This window comes from Citrobacter sp. 21OH12SH02A-Citro (assembly GCF_027919895.1).
GTDB lineage: Bacteria > Pseudomonadota > Gammaproteobacteria > Enterobacterales > Enterobacteriaceae > Citrobacter > Citrobacter braakii.
This window is the reverse complement of the sequence record NZ_CP114801.1, coordinates 1,712,890-1,733,014: the sequence shown is the minus strand read 5'-3', so window position 1 is coordinate 1,733,014 and position 20,125 is coordinate 1,712,890. Positions and strand designations below refer to the sequence as shown.

Below are 20,125 nucleotides of genomic sequence, written 5' to 3'. Positions count from 1 at the left end.
CGCAACAATTATTCATTTACGGATAAATGCCCTTATCGCTTGGCGCAGTAATTACCATTTTGGTACTATCAAAGCCCTTTTCACTACAAAAGAAGTAATTGCCCACTATGACTCAAGTCGCGAAGAAAATTCTGGTAACGTGCGCGCTGCCGTACGCCAACGGCTCTATCCACCTCGGCCATATGCTGGAGCACATCCAGGCTGATGTCTGGGTCCGTTACCAGCGAATGCGCGGCCACCAGGTTAACTTCATCTGCGCGGACGACGCACACGGTACGCCAATCATGCTGAAAGCACAGCAGCTTGGGATCACGCCAGAGCAGATGATCGGTGAAATGAGTCAGGAGCATCAGACTGATTTTGCGGGTTTTGACATCAGCTATGACAACTACCACTCTACGCACAGCGAAGAGAACCGTGAGCTGTCTGAACTGATTTACACGCGCCTGAAGGAGAACGGTTTTATTAAGAACCGTACTATCTCCCAGCTTTACGATCCGGAAAAAGGCATGTTCCTGCCGGACCGTTTCGTTAAAGGCACCTGCCCGAAATGTAAATCTCCGGATCAGTACGGCGATAACTGTGAAGTCTGCGGCGCAACCTACAGCCCGACCGAACTTATCGAGCCGAAATCCGTCGTTTCTGGCGCGACGCCGGTAATGCGCGACTCCGAACACTTCTTCTTTGACCTGCCGTCATTCAGCGAGATGCTACAGGCCTGGACACGCAGCGGCGCGTTGCAGGAGCAGGTCGCCAACAAAATGCAGGAATGGTTCGAATCCGGCCTGCAGCAGTGGGATATTTCCCGCGATGCCCCATACTTCGGTTTTGAAATCCCGGATGCGCCAGGCAAGTACTTCTATGTCTGGCTGGATGCACCAATTGGCTATATGGGTTCGTTCAAAAACCTGTGCGATAAGCGCGGCGACACGACCAGTTTTGATGAGTATTGGAAGAAAGATTCCGACGCTGAGTTGTATCACTTCATCGGTAAAGACATCGTCTACTTCCATAGCCTGTTCTGGCCGGCGATGCTGGAAGGCAGCAACTTCCGTAAGCCGACCAACCTGTTCGTACACGGTTATGTGACGGTAAACGGTGCGAAGATGTCCAAATCTCGCGGTACCTTCATTAAGGCCAGCACCTGGCTGAAGCACTTTGACGCCGACAGCCTGCGCTACTACTACACAGCGAAGCTTTCTTCACGCATTGATGATATCGACCTGAACCTGGAAGACTTCGTTCAGCGTGTAAACGCCGATATCGTCAACAAAGTAGTCAACCTGGCATCACGTAACGCAGGCTTTATCAGCAAGCGTTTTGACGGCGTACTGGCTGCTGAACTGGCCGACCCGGCGTTGTATAAAACCTTCACTGACGCTGCTGCGGTGATTGGCGAAGCATGGGAAAGCCGTGAATTTGGTAAAGCTATCCGTGAAATCATGGCGCTGGCCGATGTGGCAAACCGCTACGTTGACGAACAGGCTCCGTGGGTCGTTGCTAAACAGGAAGGCCGCGATGCCGACCTGCAGGCGATCTGCTCCATGGGTATCAACCTGTTCCGCGTCCTGATGACTTACCTGAAACCGGTTCTGCCAACGCTTGCTGAACGTGTAGAAGCTTTCCTGAACAGCGAGCTGAGCTGGGATGCCATTAAGCAACCGCTGCTCGGTCACAAGGTCAACACCTTTAAGGCGCTCTACAATCGCATCGACATGAAACAAGTTGAAGCGCTGGTGGAAGCGTCGAAAGAAGAAGTGAAGGCCGCTGCCGCACCGGTAACCGGCCCGCTGGCGGATGACCCGATTCAGGAAACCATTACCTTTGACGATTTCGCCAAAGTTGACCTGCGCGTGGCATTGATTGAAAACGCCGAGTTTGTGGAAGGTTCTGACAAACTGCTGCGTCTGACGCTGGATCTTGGTGGCGAGAAGCGTAACGTCTTCTCTGGTATTCGTTCTGCCTATCCGGATCCGCAGACCCTGGTTGGACGTCAGACAATTATGGTTGCTAACCTGGCACCTCGTAAGATGCGCTTCGGCATTTCTGAAGGGATGGTCATGGCGGCAGGTCCTGGCGGGAAAGATATCTTCCTGTTAAGCCCGGACGAAGGCGCAAAACCTGGCCAACAGGTGAAATAAATCAGACATCTCGAGCGCTGCAACTGCAGCGCTTTTTTTGCTGAGTGATTTACCTTTAATCTTAAACACACTCCCCCACTCCATTTTCGGACTGCTTAGCCATCGCTATTAGATTTATTCTATACTGCTCTGCTATTAAGGCCGCCCGGCCCTCATATTCATTGGCGTTATTATTTAGCATTCGATATTCATAAAATGGAGTTTTACATGACAGCGTTACAAAAATTAGTTTCTCTCGCCGTGGCATCGGTTGTGGTTTTTTCCCTGGCGGGTTGTGGTGATAAAGAAGAAACGAAAACATTCAATGCCAATCTTAACGGTTCGGATATCACCGTCTCTTACACCTATAAAGGTGACAAAGTTCTGAAACAAAGCTCCGAAAGTAAAATCAGCTATGCGTCTGTCGGCGCCAGCAATAAAGAGGAAGCCGCAAAAGTATTCGATGCGTTAAGCGCCAAATATCAAAATATTGCAGGCGTAGAAGAAAAGCTCACCTATACAGATACCTACGCACAGGAAAATGTCACTATTGATATGGAAAAAGTCGATATAAAAGCGTTGCAGGCAATTTCCGGGATGAAGCTTTCTGAGAAAGCCGATAAAAATATCAGCATGAAGCAAATGCAAACGGTAATGGAATCGGCGGGTTTTAAAGAAGTGAAATAACACCCTGGCGACCCGATATTCATCGCGGTCGCCAGCGTCGTTTTACGCTTTCGTTTTGTGCACTCGCGACGTCAAACCCCGCAGGAAGTAACGCAGAAACTGATCGCCGCATTCGCGATAGTTCTTATGATCCGGCGCGCGCATCATGGCGGTAATTTCAGGCATCGACACACGAAACTTCTGCTCGGTCATAATGGCAAGAATATCATCGGTTTTCAGCGAAAAGGCGATACGCAGCTTTTTCAGCACCGTGTTGTTGTTAACACGACGCTCAAGCGCCAGTTCCGGCGCAGACTCGTCTTTACCACGCAGATGATAAATCAGACCGTTTAAAAATCCGGAGAGAATGATATCCGGGCAGCGAATAAACCCGGCTTCATCTTCTTTTGTCATCCAGGTATCAAAACCTGCGGAGGTGGATTCCATGTCAGCAAGCGCAAGAATACGCACCATGTCGTTATTGTTCGCTTTCAGGGTGTAGCGCAGGCTACGAAGAATATCGTTACTTAGCATAGAGCCTTCAACTGTCGGTGATGCAATGGCGCGCAGTGTATCAGTTTTACAGTCCAATCGCCTCTTTTAGGCTTTTAAGATAACGGCGACTTACCGGAACTGTCAGCCCGTTGCGTAAAATCAGTTCGGCCTGACCGTTTTCTTCCAGACGGATCTCCCGCAATTGCGCCATATTCACCAGATATTGCCGATGGCAGCGCAGCAAAGGTGTACGGCTTTCCAGCGTTCTGAGCGTCAGTTCGGTGAAACCTTCTTTACCATCGCTGCTGGTCACATACACGCCGCTCATGCGGCTGCTGATAAACGCCACGTCATCCATTTGCAGCAGATAGATTCGGCTGTGGCCGCTGCACGGAATAAACTTCAGCGCCTGCTGATTCTCCGGCAGTAGCGATACATCCTGCTTCGTGCGCTCCTGACGCAAACGGCTCAGCGTTTTTTCCAGTCGCGCCTCTTCAATCGGTTTGAGAAGATAATCAAACGCGTGTTCTTCAAAAGCTTTCACCGCATATTCATCAAAGGCAGTAAGGAAAACAATATACGGACGATGCTCAGGATCAAGCATGCCAACCATTTCCAGACCGCTGATACGCGGCATCTGAATATCAAGGAACAGGACATCCGGACGCAGTTTATGTACCGCGCCGATGGCTTCCACCGCATTCGAACATTCGCCGACGATCTCGATGTCGCTTTGCGCCTGCAACAGGATCCGCAGATTCTCCCGCGCTAACGGTTCGTCATCGACAATCAGCACTTTGATCATGCCAGTTCCTCCAGAGGAAGTCGTAAAGTGATTCGGGTAAAGCGGTCAGGTTCACACGCTACGCTGATGCCAAAATCGTCGCCAAACCGCTCGCGCAGTCGTTTATCAACCAGATTCATACCCAATCCGCTGGCCTCAGACGTTGGCTGATACAACCCGGCGTTATCTTCAATATCCAGCATCAGATACTGCCCTTCGCGGCGGGCGGTAATCGACACTTCGCCGGTATCCAGTAGCTGAGAGGTACCGTGCTTAATGGCATTCTCCACAATAGGTTGTAGGGTAAAGGCAGGTAATTGCTGATACGAAAGCGCATCTGGCACCGTTAAAGTCACCTGCAGGCGCGACTGAAATCGCGCCTTTTCAATTTGCAGATAGGCATTAACGTGCTCAATTTCATCAGCCAGCGTCACAATCTCCGACGGACGTTTTAAGTTTTTGCGAAAGAACGTCGACAGATACTGCACCAGTTGGCTGGCCTGCTCGCTATCACGTCGGATCACGGCTTTGATGGTGTTGAGCGCATTAAACAAAAAATGGGGGTTCACCTGTGCATGCAGGAGTTTGATTTCCGACTGCGTGAGCATCGCTTTTTGCCGCTCATACTGCCCGGCCAGAATCTGCGCCGAAAGCAGTTGAGCGATCCCTTCCCCCAGCGTGCGGTTGATCGAGCTAAAGAGGCGGTTTTTGGCTTCATACAGTTTGATGGTCCCCATCACCCGCTGGTTTTCCCCCCGCAAAGGGATCACCAGCGTCGAGCCTAATTTGCATTGCGGGTGCAAAGAGCAGCGGTAAGGGACTTCATTCCCATCGGCATACACCACCTCTCCGGTTTCTATCGCCCGTTGGGTGTACGACGACGAAATAGGTTTTCCGGGTAGATGGTGATCGTCACCAATGCCGGTAAATGCCAGCAGCTTCTCGCGGTCGGTAATTGCCACAGCACCGATATCCAGCTCTTCATACAGCACCTGAGCGACCTTCATGCTGTTAACCTCGTTAAACCCCTGGCGCAAAATCCCCTCCGTTGAGGCGGCAACTTTGAGCGCAGTGGCAGAAAAAGCAGAGGTATATTTTTCAAACATCGCCCGTTTATCGAGCAAAATACGCATAAATAAGGCTGCGCCCACGGTATTCGTCACCATCATCGGCGCGGCGATATTACTGACCAGCCGAAACGCATCGTCAAACGGCCGGGCGATTAACAAGATGATCAGCATCTGCACCAGTTCGGCGACAAAAGTAATGGCACCCGCGGTCAGTGGACTAAAGACTTTATCGGTACGGCCACGACGGGTGAGCACGCTGTGCACCAGCCCGCCGAGCAAACCTTCGACAATGGTCGAAATCATGCAACTGAGCGCCGTCATTCCGCCCATTGAATAACGATGTAAGCCACCGGTTAGGCCGACCAAACCGCCGACCACCGGGCCGCCAAGCAGCCCGCCCATCACCGCGCCGATAGCTCGGGTATTAGCAATAGAATCATCAATGTGCAGCCCGAAATAGGTGCCCAAAATGCAGAAAATGGAAAAGGTAACGTAGCAAAGCAGCTTGTGCGGGAGCCGAATCGTGACCTGCATCAGCGGGATAAACAAACGCGTTTTGCTCATGAGCCACGCGATAACGAGAAACACACACATCTGCTGAAGCAGCAGCAACACCAGATTAAACTCGTACATACCTGCCAACCACACATCACTTAAAAGCGCGTAACATACATGGGCTGCGCGTAACTTTCTTTGAAGTGTTGCAAAAAAAAAGGAATTTGTGAGAACGATCACTCGAAAGCGCGAGCATGACTACAAATTCACCCATTTGTTGATCAAAAAACAGACAAAACTACCTGGTTCGCAAAAGAGCGTCTAAAGTAAAACTGGGACCTCGCGAGCATAAGTGAGACGACGATGGCGCTTTACACAATAGGTGAAGTGGCTTTGCTTTGTGATATCAACCCTGTCACTTTACGCGCGTGGCAGAGGCGTTACGGATTACTGAAACCGCAGCGAACAGACGGCGGGCATCGCCTGTTTAACGACGCGGATATCGACCGGATCCGTGAGATAAAACGCTGGATAAATAACGGCGTTCAGGTCAGTAAGGTAAAAATGTTGCTCAGCAATGAGAACATTGATGTGCATAACGGCTGGCGCGAACAGCAAGAAACGCTGTTGAGCTATTTGCAAAGTAATAATCTGCATAGCCTCAGGATGTGGATCAAAGAGCGCGGTCAGGATTATCCCGCACAAACGCTCAACACCCATTTGTTCATTCCGTTACGCCGCCGCCTGCAATGTCAGCAGCCGATCCTGCAGGCGTTACTGGGGATCCTCGACGGTGTCCTCATCAACTACATCGCGATTTGTCTGGCCTCTGCGCGCAAGAAACAGGGGAAAGATGCCCTGGTTGTCGGCTGGAACATTCATGATACCACCCGCTTATGGCTGGAGGGTTGGGTAGCCAGCCAGCAGGGATGGCGCGTTGACGTCCTCGCCCACTCGCTAAACCAATTGCGACCAGAGCTGTTTGAAGGCCGAACCTTACTGGTCTGGTGCGGCGAAAGCCAAACGCCCGCTCAGCAGCAACAACTGAACGAATGGCGCGCGTTAGGTCACGATATTTATCCACTCGGTATTTAAAGCCAACCAGGATCGGCTCTTAATATTCTGTTAACAAACGTGTACAATCCTTAGATTCACATAAGGAGTGCATAATGAGCGCAGCTAAAATCGGTGTCATTACCCTCTTCCTGCTGATGGCCATCGGCGGTATCGGCGGCGTCATGCTGGCAGGCTACACATTCATTTTACGTGCCGGGTAAGGTGGCTCGCTAATCGCTCAAACCCGCGGTCAACTATCACCGCAGCCAGCGCGACCAGCAGTGCCCCCTGAATCACATAGGCGGTATTGAACCCGCTCAGGCCGATGATAATCGGCGTGCCCAGCGTGTTCGCCCCGACGGTTGACGCGATCGTAGCGGTGCCGATATTAATAATCACCGACGTGCGAATTCCCGCCAGAATAACCGGTGCCGCCAGCGGCAACTCCACTTTACGCAGCCGCTGGCCCTGACTCATGCCCATTCCGCTGGCGATATCCATCACGCTGGGAGAAATTCCGCCGAGTCCTGCCAGAGTTGCCTGCAAGATTGGTAACACGCCATACAAAATCAGCGCGATAATCGCGGGTTCAAGCCCAAACCCCATCACCGGTACGGCGATCGCCAGCACGGCGACCGGAGGAAATGTCTGCCCCACGGCGGCAATCGTTTCCACCATCGGCCTGAATTCCGCGCCCCAGGGCCGGGTTACCGCTATTCCCGCGCCGGTGCCAATGATGACGGCAATAAGGCTTGAAATCCCCACCAACGCAAAATGACTCAACGCCAGCGCCGTAAAACTTTCCTGCTGATACACGGGACGCGGCAGCGCCGGAAATAGCGAACTAAACAGGGCCTGACTGTGGGGCAACCCCACCAACAGGATCAGAAACAGCGCAACAAGCCATAGCAATGGATCAGCAAGACGTTTCACGGGTCGGCGTCTCCGAAAGCAAATCGCGAAAATGAAGCGTCCCGCAGGGTAACCCCTGCGGCGTCACGACCGGCAAGACATCGCAGCCACGCGCCACGAACACCGACAATGCATCACGTAGCGTCATCTCATCCACCAGCGGCTCGCCGTCTGAGTGTTCACCGCGACGGATAAAATCCCCTACCGTACGCAGCGACAACAGCCTTACGCCCAGTTCACTGCGGCCAAAAAAAGTTTGCACGAAATCATTCGCTGGCGCAGTGAGCATCGACAGCGGCGTGCCTTGCTTCACAACTTTTCCCGCATCCATCAAAATCAGATGCTCCGCCAGTCTCAGCGCCTCGTCGATATCATGCGTCACCAGCACAATGGTACGTCCCAATAAACGGTGGATACGCGTCATCTCCTGCTGCAGCGCGCCGCGGGTGACCGGGTCCAGCGCGCCAAAAGGCTCATCCATCAGTAGCACCTGCGGATCTGCGGCCAACGCACGCGCAACCCCAACCCGCTGCTGTTGTCCACCGGAGAGCTGATGCGGATAACGGTGACGCAAACTCGCCTCGAGGCCCAGTAGCGCCATTAGTTCATCTGTTCGGTCATCAATACGTGAACGTGACCACTTTTGCAGCTGCGGTACGGTGGCAATATTCTGCGCGACGGTCCAGTGGGGAAACAAACCAATAGACTGAATCGCGTACCCCATGCGCCGTCGTAACTCCAGCACCGGCAGGCTGCGGATCTCCTCCCCGGCGAAACGGATCTGCCCGCTGTCATGTTCAACCAGCCGGTTGATCATCTTTAGCGTGGTAGACTTGCCCGAACCTGACGTGCCAATTAATACCGAAAAGCTGCCTTCTCCTAACTGCAGGTTCAGGTCGTCGACGGCTTTTTGCTGGCCATAGGTTTTACTGACATGGCGAAATTCAATCATTATTCGATACCTTTAGCAGCGCGATCCCTAAATCAAACAGCGCATCAATCAACACAGCCAGCACAACGACCGGGATCACGCCCAACAGCACTAAATCAACGGCGCTACTGAGCAATCCCTGAAAGACCAGCGCGCCAAATCCCCCTGCACCAATCAGCGCGGCTATCACCGCCATTCCCACCGTCTGGACCATCACCACTCGCAAACTGCGCAAGAAGACCGGCAGCGCCAGTGGAAACTGCACCGAGATAAACCGCTGACGCGCGCTCATCCCCATCGCCCGGGCGCTTTCAAGTACATCGCGTGGAACCTGATTCAATCCAGCCACTACGCCGCGAACCAGCGGTAAGAGCGCATACAGCACCAACGCAATAAGCGCAGGCGTCAGACCGGTTCCCGCTACGCCAAGTGAACCCAGCAAGGGAAAGTGCTTCACCAGTCCGGCAAGCGGCGCAATTAACAGGCCAAACAGCGCGACGGAGGGAATAGTCTGGATGATGTTCAGTACCGCGAATACCGGCCCCTGACGGGAGACAGAAAAAGTACACCAGACGCCCAGCGGCACGCCAATGAGCAGCGCGGGCACCACGGTAGCGAACAGAATCGTCAGATGCTGCGCCAGCGCGTCGTTAAAGACATCCTGGCGGTTGGCATATTCTTTAAGCAGAGAAAGATCGTTAAACGTACCGGAGAGCAGTAACACCAGCGGCAAAATGAATATTTGTGCGTGCAATAACCAACGCCACGACGCCCGTTCGGTGATGCGACGAATGGCGTCACTGGCTGCCAGCAGCATCACTCCCAGCCCTAACCAGAACCCACTGCCCAGGCTGGTTCTGGCCAGAGGACTACCCGTCTGGGCCAAATACGTTGCCGTTGTGCCGGCGATGACCAGCACCGCAATCACCAACAGTTGGCTAACGATAAGCGTCAATATATTGCCGGATTTTCCCGGTACAAAGCACAGAAGAAACAGCAGCACACAGGCCGCCGCTAATCCCCATGCCATGTCGGGTTTGATATCCCAGAGTTGACGCCCTTCACCGGAAACCAGGCGATTGGGAGCATAGCTGATGAAAGGAAGCGCTGCCGCCGCGATGGTAAGAAACACCAGCAGCAACAGCACCCGATTTACTGAAATATTCGACAAAACACCCACCTGCTGCAAACTCCGTTACTTCACCCATCCTTTTTGCTTCAGGTAGTCTGCTGCGACTTTTTTCGCATCCAGCCCCTCCACGGCGATACTGGCATTCAGCCGTTGCAGCGTTTTTTCATCCAGGCTGGCAAATACCGGTTGTAGCCATTCTGCCATTTGCGGGTAGTCCTTCAGCACCGATTCACGCACAACGGGCGCTGGCGCATAAATGGGCTGGACCCCTTGCGGATCGCTTAATGTTTGCAGACCGAGCGCCGCAACCGGACCGTCGGTACCGTAGGCCATCGCTGCATTGACCCCAGAGGTCTGCTGCGCCGCTGCTTTAATCGTCACCGCGGTATCCCCCCCCGCCAGCGACAACAGCTGATTCTGATTCAGTTTGAAACCATAGGTTTTTTCAAAGGCAGGCAGCGCGTCAGCCCGTTCGATAAATTCCGCAGAGGCGGCAAGTTTGAACGTCCCCCCGTCTTTCAGGTAACGGCCTAAATCGGCAAGGGACTCAAGCTTATTCTTTTGCGCGACATCCTGGCGAACCGCAATGGTCCAGGTGTTGTTGGCGGGCGCAGGCGTTAGCCAGATCAGCTTATTTTGCTCTGCGTCCAGCTTTTTCACTTTGTCATAACCGGCCTGCGCATTTTTCCATGCAGGATCATTCTCATCTTTAAAAAAGAATGCGCCATTGCCGGTATATTCCGGATAAATATCCAGTTCACCAGAGGTGATTGCCCCACGCACCACCGGAGTGGTACCCAACTGTACTTTATTAACGGTTTTCACGCCGTGACTTTCGAGCACCTGCAAAATAATGTTGCCGAGCAGCGCCCCTTCGGTATCTATTTTTGAACCGACCGTGACGGGTGACGCGGCCTGTAAGGGCAAGCTGATCGCGGCTAATAACGCCAGCGAACCCACCCAAACTTTTGAAATTATCATGCTGCACTCCTCATTCTTTTACGGCCCTTTTCAGAGACTTGAGGAAAAAGCATAGTCGAAAAATCAAGCCTTAACCTGGCAATTGGGTAGTAACACTGAGAGTTACTCGCGGTAAGGCGATAATACAATAAAAAAAATCCGGCAAACCCAAAGTGAGTTTACCGGATGGTACGATTTCGCAGGCCTGATAAGCGTCACGCTATCAGGCATGATATCAATTACAGCAGTTCAAATTCGCCCTGCTTCACTCTGGCAGAATCCACGCCGATAAAGACGTTGAACTTGCCCGGTTCGGCATCGTATTGCATACGCTGGTTCCAGAATTTCAGCGCTTCAACATCAATTGGGAAGCTAACGGTTTGGGTTTCACCCGGCTTAAGATTCACCTTCTCAAAACCTTTCAGCTGTTTTACCGGACGACTCATTGAAGCGGTAACATCCTGCAAATACATCTGAATCACCGTCGCACCTTCGCGTTTGCCGGTGTTGGTCACCTGCACGCTGGCCGTCACGGTCCCGTCACGCTTCATCGTCGGAGAAGAGAGTTTCACATCAGAAACCGTGAATGTGGTGTAGCTCAGGCCATAGCCAAAGGGATACAACGGACCGTTCGCTTCGTCAAAGTAGCGCGACGTGTACTTATTCGGCTTATCGGCATTATACGGGCGACCGGTATTAAGATGGCTGTAATAGACCGGGATCTGTCCGACAGAGCGCGGGAAAGACATCGGCAACTTGCCTGACGGGTTGTAATCGCCAAACAGCACATCGGCGATGGCGTTACCGCCTTCCGTCCCGGCAAACCAGGTTTCGAGGATCGCATCGGCCTGTTGATCTTCCTTAACCAGCGCCAGCGGACGACCGTTCATCAGTACCAGAACCAGCGGTTTGCCCGTGGCTTTCAGCGCGGTAATCAGGTCACGCTGACTCTGCGGAATGGTGATATCGGTGCGGCTGGAGGCTTCATGCGCCATACCCTGCGCTTCACCAACTACCGCGACGACTACGTCAGACTGCTTCGCGGCGTTAACCGCTTCATCAATCATCGCCTGCGGCGAACGCGGGTCAACCTTCACCGCCTCTTCATACTGGTTGAGGAAGTCGACAATGCCTTTGTCGTTGGTGATGTTCGCCCCTTTGGCGTATACCACTTTGCCCTGCTCGCCGATGGCATTTTTAATCCCCGTCAGCACCGTTACCGACTGATCGGCAACCCCGGCAGCAGACCAACTCCCCATCACATCACGCTTGCTGTCGGCCAGCGGACCGACAACCGCTACGGTGGCGGATTTTTTCAGCGGCAATGTTTCCAGACGGTTTTTCAGCAGCACCAGGCTTTCACGCGCCACTTCACGCGCCTCTTTGCGGTGCAAACGGCTTTCCGCGTTGGTGTCCTGCGGGTCAGATTCTTTGGCCCCCAGATGGCTGTACGGATCGTTAAACAGGCCCATATCATATTTCACGTTCAGCACATGACGCGCAGCGTCGTCTAGCTCCGCCATCGTCACCTTACCTGACTTAATCAACCCCGGCAGGTATTTGCTGTAATACTCATCGCTCATGCTCATGTTGATGCCGGACTTGATCGCCACACGCACCGCATCTTCAGGATCGGCGGCAGTGCCGTGCTTAATCAGTTCCTTAATCGCGCCATGATCGGAAACGGTAATGCCCTTAAAGCCCCACTCATCGCGCAGGACGTCTTTTAACAGCCATGCATCCGAAGTCGCCGGCGTGCCGTTCAGCGAATTAAGCCCCACCATCACCGCACCGCTACCGGCGTCCAGTCCGGCTTTGTACGGTGGCATATAGTCGTTGAACAAACGCTGCGGGCTCATATCGACAGTGTTGTATTCCTTGCCGCCTTCAACCGCGCCATAGGCGGCATAGTGCTTGACGCTGGTCATCACCGAATAGCGATCGGCCGGGCTTTTACCCTGCATCGCTTCCACCATGGTTTTGCCCATCGTGGCGGTCAAATACGTATCTTCGCCAAACCCTTCCGAGGCGCGGCCCCAGCGCGGATCGCGCGAGACATCGACCATCGGCGCCCAGGTCATATTCAGACCATCATCGGCGGCTTCATACGCAGACACTCGACCAACGGTTCTGACCGCATCAAGATTAAAGGAGGACGCCAGACCGAGGCTTATCGGGAATACGGTACGCTGACCGTGCAATACGTCGTAGGCAAAAAAGAGAGGGATTTTCAGGCGGCTGAGATCCATCACCTGATCCTGCATTTTGCGGATATCCTGGCGCGTGACGGTGTTAAAAATTGCCCCAACCTGCCCGTCTTTGATCATCTCGCGGATGGCTTCTTTCGGGTTATCAGGCCCGACGCTTATCAAACGCAGTTGCCCAATCTTCTCATCCACGGTCATCTGCTTGAGTAAATCGGTAACGAAGGCATCCCGCGCTTCTGGCGTCAGTGGATGGTTACCAAACAGAGTGTCCGCCAACGCTGGTTGCAATGCCAGACTCACCGCGACACCTACAGAACATAGCCATTTCATGTTGATTCTCTCTTTATTTTTTCCCGACGAGGCAGCGAAAATATAACAAAAACCGCAGTTTGCCGTAAGACTAAACGGGAGCGATAAAGAAAGCTAAGGTTATTCTCCTAATTTTCGAAACCAGCGCGAATCAGTAAAAGACGAACCAGAGACAATATGAATGAGAAAGCGTATTGTCATACAAAGCGCTATGCTTGTTCCTGATATTGAGTCCCACCACAAGGAGTGGAGAATGTCTTCCATTACAACAGATAATAAAGCTTTCCTGAATGAACTGACCCGTCTGGTGGGTCATTCACACCTGCTGACAGAACCTGCTAAAACCGCCCGCTATCGCAAGGGATTCCGCTCCGGCCAGGGCGATGCGCTTGCCGTCGTGTTCCCCGGGTCGCTTTTAGAACTGTGGCGCGTTTTGAGCGCCTGCGTCGCCGCGGATAAAATTATCCTGATGCAGGCCGCTAACACCGGCCTGACCGAAGGGTCTACGCCGAGCGGTAATGATTACGACCGCGAGATTGTCATTATCAGCACCCTGCGTCTTGATAAGTTGCACGTCATCGGCAAAGGTGAACAGGTGCTGGCCTATCCAGGAACCACGCTCTATTCGCTGGAAAAAGCGCTCAAACCGTTTGGCCGTGAGCCGCATTCGGTAATCGGATCTTCCTGTATCGGCGCTTCGGTTATCGGTGGCATTTGCAACAACTCCGGCGGCTCGCTGGTACAGCGCGGCCCGGCATACACGGAGATGTCGCTGTTTGCGCGTATTGACGAACAGGGAAAATTACAGCTGGTTAACCATCTGGGTATTGAGCTGGGCCAGACCCCGGAGCAGATCCTGAGCAAACTGGATGACGAGCGTATTAGAGATGACGATGTTCGCCACGACGGGCGTCACGCGCACGATCACGACTACGTTACCCGTGTCAGAGATATCGACGCGGACACGCCCGCACGCTATAACGCCGACCCGGATCGCTTGTTTGAATCGTCCGGTTGTGCAGGCAAGCTCGCGGTCTTTGCCGTGCGTCTGGACACCTTCGAAGCCGAAAAAAACCAGCAGGTCTTTTACATCGGCACCAACCAGCCAGAGGTGCTGACGGAGATCCGCCGTCATATTCTGGCAAAATTCGAGCATCTGCCGGTCGCCGGTGAATATATGCACCGCGATATTTACGACATCGCTGAGCAATACGGCAAAGATACGTTTCTGATGATCGACAAGCTCGGCACCGACAAAATGCCGTTCTTCTTCACCCTGAAAGGCCGCACCGATGCGATGCTGGAAAAAGTGAAAATTTTCCGTCCTCACTTCACCGACCGGGCAATGCAGAAATTTGGTCATTTGTTCCCCAGCCACTTACCGGCGCGCATGAAAAGCTGGCGCGATAAGTACGAGCATCACCTGCTGTTAAAAATGGCCGGTGGCGGCGTGGCTGAAGCCCAAAACTGGCTAAGCGAGTATTTCAAAACCGCTGAAGGCGACTTCTTTGCCTGTACGGCGGAAGAAGGCAGCAAGGCGTTCTTGCATCGCTTTGCGGCGGCTGGCGCGGCTATTCGTTATCAGGCCGTGCATGCGGATGAGGTGGAAGATATTCTGGCGCTGGATATCGCGCTGCGCCGTAACGACACCGAATGGTACGAGCATCTGCCTCCAGAGATCGACAGTCAACTGGTGCACAAACTCTATTACGGTCACTTTATGTGTTACGTTTTCCATCAGGATTACATCGTGAAAAAAGGCGTGGATGCGCATGCGCTCAAAGAGCAGATGCTGGAACTCCTGCGTGAGCGTGGGGCGCAGTATCCGGCAGAGCATAACGTCGGGCATCTGTATCAGGCACCGGAAACCTTGACCCGTTTTTACCGTGAGAATGACCCCACCAACAGTATGAATCCGGGTATTGGGAAAACGAGTAAGCAGAAGTTCTGGAAAGAATCGTAAACCTGAAAAAGATAAGCGCTACCGGGCATGTTGCCGGGGCGCTTCGCTTGCCCGGCCTACTGCTACATTCGCTATGCGTAGGCCGGATAAGACATCTTATTTAATCGTTCTGTGCGGTTTGCTCGCCCTTCGCCGAACCTGCCGCCGCCATCTGCGCAGCTTTTTGCTTTTTATAGCTCAGCGCCGCCGCCGGAACCGGCATCACCTTGCCCGTTTCAATCCAGGTACGTAAACGGCTGGCATCGGCAAAGTGAGTATATTTGCCAAAGGCATCCATCACCACCAGCGCCACCGGCTTGTTGTTAATCACCGTGCGCATCACCAGACAGTGACCTGCCGCATTGGTAAACCCGGTTTTCGTTAACTGAATATTCCAGTTATCGCGGTATACCAGATGGTTGGTGTTACGAAACGGCAGCGTATACGCAGGGTTGGCAAACGTCGCCATATCTTCACGCGTGGTACTTAGCTGGCCGATCAGCGGATACTGTTTGCTGGCGATCAGCAGCTTGGTTAAGTCACGGGCGGTCGAGACGTTATGAATCGACAAACCAGTGGGTTCCACAAAGCGTGTCTGAGTCATGCCGAGCGCTTTCGCTTTGGCATTCATGGCTTTGATAAACGCGTTGTATCCGCCCGGGTAATGATGCGCCAGGCTCGCCGCCGCGCGGTTTTCTGATGACATCAGCGCCAGCAGTAACATGTCTTTACGGCTGATTTCACTGTTCAGTCGTACGCGAGAGTAAATGCCTTTCATCTCCGGCGTCTGGCTAATATCGACTTTCAGCTTTTCATTCAGCGGCAGTCGTGCATCAAGCACCACCATCGCCGTCATTAATTTGGTAATCGACGCAATCGGACGCACAAGGTCCGGGTGGTTCGAATAGATAACTTTGTTGGTATTCAGATCAACGATCATCGCGCTACCGGACGCTATCTCAGGTTGAGAAGCCGCTGCGGTAGTTGCCGTTTTCGCCACGGCTTGGGGTGCAAAAGGAACGGCCAGCACCAGGGCAAGGCTTAATAATGAAACTCGGAATTTCAGCATGATGAGATTTCTGATAATGGTTCACGCACGTCACAACGCACACCGCCAGAGATTAAGTATTATCTCAAGCTAGCTCAGGCATCATAACGATCCGGCAGGTTTGCTGCCACAGGAGAATCGTCTCGAAATGCTGCGTTGCTGACTTTTACGTCAACAACGCAGCGTAGACAGGTTTATCCGTCAGAATAACCGATAGCCGTAACCCCACAGGATTACCGTAATAGCCAGCAGTACCTCCAGTACCAGCACACCGATCGCCAGCGTCGAACTGGAAAAACTCAACCCTTCCTCACGAGTGATATTCAGGAACGTTGGAATGCCGAGATAAAGTAAATAGCCGGTGTAAAACAGCGCGAGAGTCCCGACTAATGCGCACAGCCAGACCAGCGGATAAAGTGCGACCAGCCCGCTTAAAAAAAGCGGCGTCGCGACATATCCGGCAAAGACCATACAATGCGCCAGCGACGGACGCTGCGGGTAGTTACGCGCCATCCACCAGATAACCCGGCCCATGACGGCAACGCCCGCCAGCATCACCCCGTAAAACAGAATCGCCATTGCAAATCCAGTCAACAGGGATAATTTCAGGATATTGCCATCGCCAAAATCCCAGCCGATTTGTGTGGTACCGATGAACGCACAAACAACCGGGATTGCCGCCATCAGCAGTACATGGTGGGTATAGTGATGCGAAACGCTTTCGTTTTCGCTGTTGATCACATGCATTTCACGATCGGGATGGGAAAACAGCCCCCAGACATGGTTCATACCGCCCCCTTCTTGTCAGCTCCGGACCTCAACAGTTCAAGTATAATTCAGCTTTGGATTAATTTTTGTACAACAACAAAAATGACGAACCGCTAATTCAGCGCTTTTAAACCCCACGATGATTCACAGGGTGTATGCTTAACGTCGGGAGGTCATCCAGACATATGGATATAAACAGTCTTATTGCACATTACGGTTACGCCGCATTGGTCATTGGCAGTTTGGCCGAAGGTGAAACCATTACCCTGCTGGGCGGCGTGGCGGCACATCAGGGATTACTTAAATTTCCTCTGGTGGTTATCTCTGTGGCCCTGGGCGGGATGATTGGCGATCAATTGCTGTATCTGCTTGGGCGTCGTTACGGTGGAAAAATTTTGCGTCGTTTCTCAAAACATCGCGACAAAATCCGCCGGGCGCAGAAAATGATCCAGCGCCGTCCTTATCTGTTCGTAATTGGCACCCGTTTTATGTATGGTTTTCGCGTGATCGGCCCGTTGCTGATTGGCGCAAGCCATTTACCGCCTAAAATTTTCCTGCCGTTGAATATTCTGGGGGCGCTGGCGTGGGCGCTGATATTTACCACTCTGGGTTACGTGGGGGGAGAAGTCATTGCGCCGTGGCTACACAATCTCGACCAGCATATTAAGCACTGGATATGGCTGGCTCTGGTGATTGTGCTGGTGCCAGGCGTTCGGTGGTGGTTAAAAAAACGCAGCAGCAAAAGTACGGCCCGATAGCGCGATGTCTACCGGGCGGGTGCGTTACGAAGCGTGGTAGCCGCCCCCCAGCGCACGGTTCAACTGAATTGAGGCATCCAGCCATTGCCCTTGTAAAAGCAGAGCGTTGCACCGTTCACGTAATGCCGGGATCTTTGCCTCACTGACCCGGGAGCCCGCAATAATTCCGGCATTGAAGCGCGCCTGCGCCAGACCCACTACGCGCAGTGCATCATGCTCAATCTGCTGCTGATGCTGATTCTTCTGCGCCAGTGTTTCTACCTGCGATGCTGCACGCGCCACGTCATTCACCGCATCCACCACGGCTTTGTTGTAATTCGCCACCGTCAGGTTGCTTTGCGCTTGAGTAATGTCGAGATTCGCGTTCAGCCTGCCGCTATCAAAGATAGGCAGCGTCAGCCCGGCCGTTACGCCCATTTGCTGCGCGGAATGGCGAAACAAGTCGCTCAGATGTAACGCATCCTGTTGTAAAAATGCCATCAGATTTACATCGGGATAAAACGCCGCTTTCGCCGCATCAATGCTGCTCAGCGATGACTCAATGTACCAGTGCGCCGCCTGCAAATCCGGTCGGCGGGCCAGCAGCGAATAACCTAGCTGGGACGGGAGCTGGCTTTCCACCGCGGGCAGCGGGGTCGAATGGAGTTTCAGGGCTGTGGACTGCGAGTTGGTCAGCGCGCTCAACCGCGCTTCAATCACCTTCATTTTACCGCTGACATCGTTCAGCTGCTGCTCTGTTTTGCTGGAATCGATATCGGTTTCAACGCCTTCCACCGAAGAAGTAAGACCATTTTGATACAGTTGACGATCAACGTTAATGACGTTCTGCTGCTCGGTTTCGATTTGCGTCAACACGGTTTTCAGCCCGGCCTGCGTTTGCCATTCCCAGTAAAGACGAGCCACACCACTCGCCAGCACCTGTCGCGTTTGCTCGCGCTCGGCTTCACGCGCCTTAACGGCCCCAATACGTGCCGTCACTTCGGCCCGATTTTTACCCCACAGATCCAGATTCCAGCCAGCAGTTAAACCCAAGGTGCCGTTGGTGTACCACGGCCCGGTCGTCCCGGCGGCCGGATCGGTAATGGCAAACGGACCCATCAGCCCTTCGGCTGACATTCTCTGACGCTCTACATCTGCTGAGAAATCGATCTCCGGGCCATCCTGCGCCTCCACAGCCTTAGCCTGCGCCTCCGCCAGTTGAATGCGCTGTTCCGCGACCTGCATATCAGGGGAGTTGCGTAACGTGCTGTCAATCAGCGCATTAAGCTGGGGGTCATGGTATGCCTTCCACCATTGGCTGTCCGGCCAGCCATTTTTTAACGCCGCAGGCAATGTGGTATCGACATTCGCAGCGGGGGTCTGCTGTGACAGAGACTGGCGGTCATCATGCATCGGCGCGCAACCTGACATCAAAATAAAAAGCGGCAACAATGCCGTCGTGACAAAAGCAGAATTACGATTCATGGAGAGACACAGGTAAGAAAAGATGTGCTGAGATTACGACTTGTCGCGTTTCCTTTTTTAGTTACGCGTGGCAATACACCTTTGGCAATAAAAATATATAATCGGAAAAATATACACCCAACAAATAATTTAGATTAATTAATTTTAATAATTTATGGATGGAGACATTATGTCACAGAATATCTATGACGATCCCGAGTTCTTTGCCGGATATGCCACGCTGGACCGTTCAGTAAAAGGGCTCGACGGTGCGCCAGAATGGCCGACAATACAAGCGATGCTCCCCGCTCTACAGGGAAAAAATATCCTCGATTTGGGTTGCGGATATGGCTGGTTTTGCCGCTACGCGCGCGATAACCAGGCGGCCAGCGTAGTGGGACTGGATATTTCACAAAAGATGTTAACTCAGGCGCACAGCATGACGCAGGGTAATGGCATCGTTTATCGCCGTGAAGATCTCGAGACGCTTTGCCTGTCGCCAAATTCCTTTGACCTGGTTTATAGCTCACTTGCCCTGCACTATTTGCGCGATATCGCGCGATTATTCGTAACGATTTACCAGTCGTTAACACCGGGAGGCATGTTGGTATTCTCTGCCGAGCATCCCATTTATACTGCACCGCTTAATCAAGGTTGGATAAAAGATAAAACCGGGCAACAGTCCTGGCCGGTCAATCATTATCAGCAGGAAGGCACACGCATCAGTAACTGGTTCGCGGAGGGTGTCAAAAAACAGCACCGTAAGCTGGCGACCTGGATTAATGCGCTGATAGCCGCCGGATTCGAAATCGTTTGTGTCGATGAATGGGGACCGTCCGCTGAACAGATTGCTGAAAACCCGGCGCTGGATGAAGAAAAAGAGCGGCCAATGGTGTTTCTGCTCAGCGCACGTAAACCGGAGTAAGGTCATTACAGGAAGATTTTCAGAGGCTTTCCTATACTTAACCTGAACTCACCAAAAAAGGAACGCTGATGAAAATCTTACTGTGGATTATTTTAGTTATTTTT

The 20,125-nt window shown here is 52.8% G+C and carries 18 protein-coding genes; 7 read left to right on the top strand and 11 right to left on the bottom strand.

The annotated features are described in order from the left end of the window. Positions 1-107 precede the first annotated feature (107 nt). Together metG and O6D90_RS08230 are read left to right on the top strand one after the other, a co-directional pair. The gene (gene metG / locus O6D90_RS08235) at positions 108-2,141 is read left to right on the top strand and encodes a methionine--tRNA ligase (protein ID WP_016156963.1); all 2,034 of its coding nucleotides are present in this window, start codon (positions 108-110) and stop codon (positions 2,139-2,141) included. A 207-nt stretch (positions 2,142-2,348) separates the two neighbouring features. Then, entirely contained in the window at positions 2,349-2,807 is a 459-nt protein-coding gene (locus O6D90_RS08230) for a YehR family lipoprotein (protein ID WP_016156964.1), read from the top strand. A gap of 42 nt (positions 2,808-2,849) precedes the next feature. On the opposite strand, the gene O6D90_RS08225 is transcribed toward O6D90_RS08230, so the two are convergent. From O6D90_RS08225 to O6D90_RS08215, 3 genes are read right to left on the bottom strand one after another with little or no spacing between them, the layout of a single operon-like run. Then, on the bottom strand, positions 2,850-3,320 hold the full coding sequence (locus O6D90_RS08225; protein WP_016156965.1) for a DUF1456 family protein: 471 nt from the start codon (positions 3,318-3,320) through the stop codon (positions 2,850-2,852). 46 nt (positions 3,321-3,366) lie between these two features. Then, a complete protein-coding gene (gene btsR, locus O6D90_RS08220) occupies positions 3,367-4,086 on the bottom strand; it encodes a two-component system response regulator BtsR (RefSeq protein ID WP_016153690.1) in 720 nt (239 codons plus the stop codon). After that, positions 4,083-5,768, bottom strand: a complete 1,686-nt coding sequence (locus tag O6D90_RS08215; protein WP_016153691.1) for a sensor histidine kinase — start codon at positions 5,766-5,768, stop codon at positions 4,083-4,085. The genes btsR and O6D90_RS08215 overlap by 4 nt, the downstream gene beginning before the upstream one ends. 225 nt (positions 5,769-5,993) lie before the next feature. Here O6D90_RS08215 and mlrA point away from each other — a divergent pair, with 225 nt between their 5' ends. After that, entirely contained in the window at positions 5,994-6,725 is a 732-nt protein-coding gene (gene mlrA / locus O6D90_RS08210) for an HTH-type transcriptional regulator MlrA (protein WP_016153692.1), read from the top strand. Positions 6,726-6,799: 74 nt separating this feature from the next. Beyond that, a complete protein-coding gene (locus O6D90_RS08205) occupies positions 6,800-6,907 on the top strand; it encodes a protein YohO (RefSeq protein WP_003027354.1) in 108 nt (35 codons plus the stop codon). On the opposite strand, the gene O6D90_RS08200 is transcribed toward O6D90_RS08205, so the two are convergent. The 5 genes from O6D90_RS08200 to bglX form a co-directional block, all read right to left on the bottom strand. Beyond that, complete coding sequence (locus O6D90_RS08200; protein ID WP_016156966.1) at positions 6,888-7,619, bottom strand: ABC transporter permease; 732 nt, start codon at positions 7,617-7,619, stop codon at positions 6,888-6,890. The genes O6D90_RS08205 and O6D90_RS08200 overlap by 20 nt on opposite strands. Continuing rightward, positions 7,603-8,550: an ABC transporter ATP-binding protein gene (locus O6D90_RS08195; RefSeq protein WP_016153694.1), complete on the bottom strand. Its 948-nt coding sequence runs from the start codon at positions 8,548-8,550 to the stop codon at positions 7,603-7,605. Before O6D90_RS08195 ends, O6D90_RS08200 begins: the two co-directional genes overlap by 17 nt. Continuing rightward, positions 8,543-9,709 (bottom strand): ABC transporter permease, encoded by a 1,167-nt coding sequence (locus O6D90_RS08190; protein WP_016156967.1) that lies wholly within the window; start codon positions 9,707-9,709, stop codon positions 8,543-8,545. The genes O6D90_RS08195 and O6D90_RS08190 overlap by 8 nt, the downstream gene beginning before the upstream one ends. Positions 9,710-9,724: 15 nt before the next feature. Continuing rightward, on the bottom strand, positions 9,725-10,642 hold the full coding sequence (gene osmF / locus O6D90_RS08185; protein ID WP_016156968.1) for a glycine betaine ABC transporter substrate-binding protein OsmF: 918 nt from the start codon (positions 10,640-10,642) through the stop codon (positions 9,725-9,727). A 218-nt stretch (positions 10,643-10,860) separates the two neighbouring features. Beyond that, positions 10,861-13,158 carry a beta-glucosidase BglX gene (gene bglX / locus O6D90_RS08180; RefSeq protein WP_016153697.1) on the bottom strand — a complete coding sequence of 766 codons (2,298 nt, stop codon included), beginning with the start codon at positions 13,156-13,158 and terminating at the stop codon, positions 10,861-10,863. Positions 13,159-13,390: 232 nt separating this feature from the next. On the opposite strand from bglX, the gene dld reads away from it, so the two are divergent. After that, positions 13,391-15,100 (top strand): D-lactate dehydrogenase, encoded by a 1,710-nt coding sequence (gene dld, locus O6D90_RS08175; protein WP_016153698.1) that lies wholly within the window; start codon positions 13,391-13,393, stop codon positions 15,098-15,100. Positions 15,101-15,200: 100 nt separating this feature from the next. On the opposite strand, the gene pbpG is transcribed toward dld, so the two are convergent. Both pbpG and O6D90_RS08165 read right to left on the bottom strand, forming a co-directional pair. Continuing rightward, positions 15,201-16,148, bottom strand: coding sequence for a D-alanyl-D-alanine endopeptidase (pbpG, locus tag O6D90_RS08170; RefSeq protein ID WP_016153699.1), 948 nt, complete (start codon positions 16,146-16,148; stop codon positions 15,201-15,203). A 180-nt stretch (positions 16,149-16,328) separates the two neighbouring features. Next, a complete protein-coding gene (locus O6D90_RS08165; protein WP_016153700.1) occupies positions 16,329-16,916 on the bottom strand; it encodes a Yip1 family protein in 588 nt (195 codons plus the stop codon). 164 nt (positions 16,917-17,080) lie between these two features. On the opposite strand from O6D90_RS08165, the gene O6D90_RS08160 reads away from it, so the two are divergent. After that, on the top strand, positions 17,081-17,653 hold the full coding sequence (locus O6D90_RS08160) for a DedA family protein (protein ID WP_016153701.1): 573 nt from the start codon (positions 17,081-17,083) through the stop codon (positions 17,651-17,653). A gap of 24 nt (positions 17,654-17,677) precedes the next feature. On the opposite strand, the gene mdtQ is transcribed toward O6D90_RS08160, so the two are convergent. Continuing rightward, entirely contained in the window at positions 17,678-19,117 is a 1,440-nt protein-coding gene (gene mdtQ, locus O6D90_RS08155; protein ID WP_032931687.1) for a multidrug resistance outer membrane protein MdtQ, read from the bottom strand. A gap of 169 nt (positions 19,118-19,286) precedes the next feature. Between mdtQ and O6D90_RS08150 the strand changes: the two genes are divergently transcribed. Continuing rightward, complete coding sequence (locus O6D90_RS08150) at positions 19,287-20,021, top strand: class I SAM-dependent methyltransferase (protein ID WP_016156970.1); 735 nt, start codon at positions 19,287-19,289, stop codon at positions 20,019-20,021. Positions 20,022-20,125: the final 104 nt, after the last annotated feature.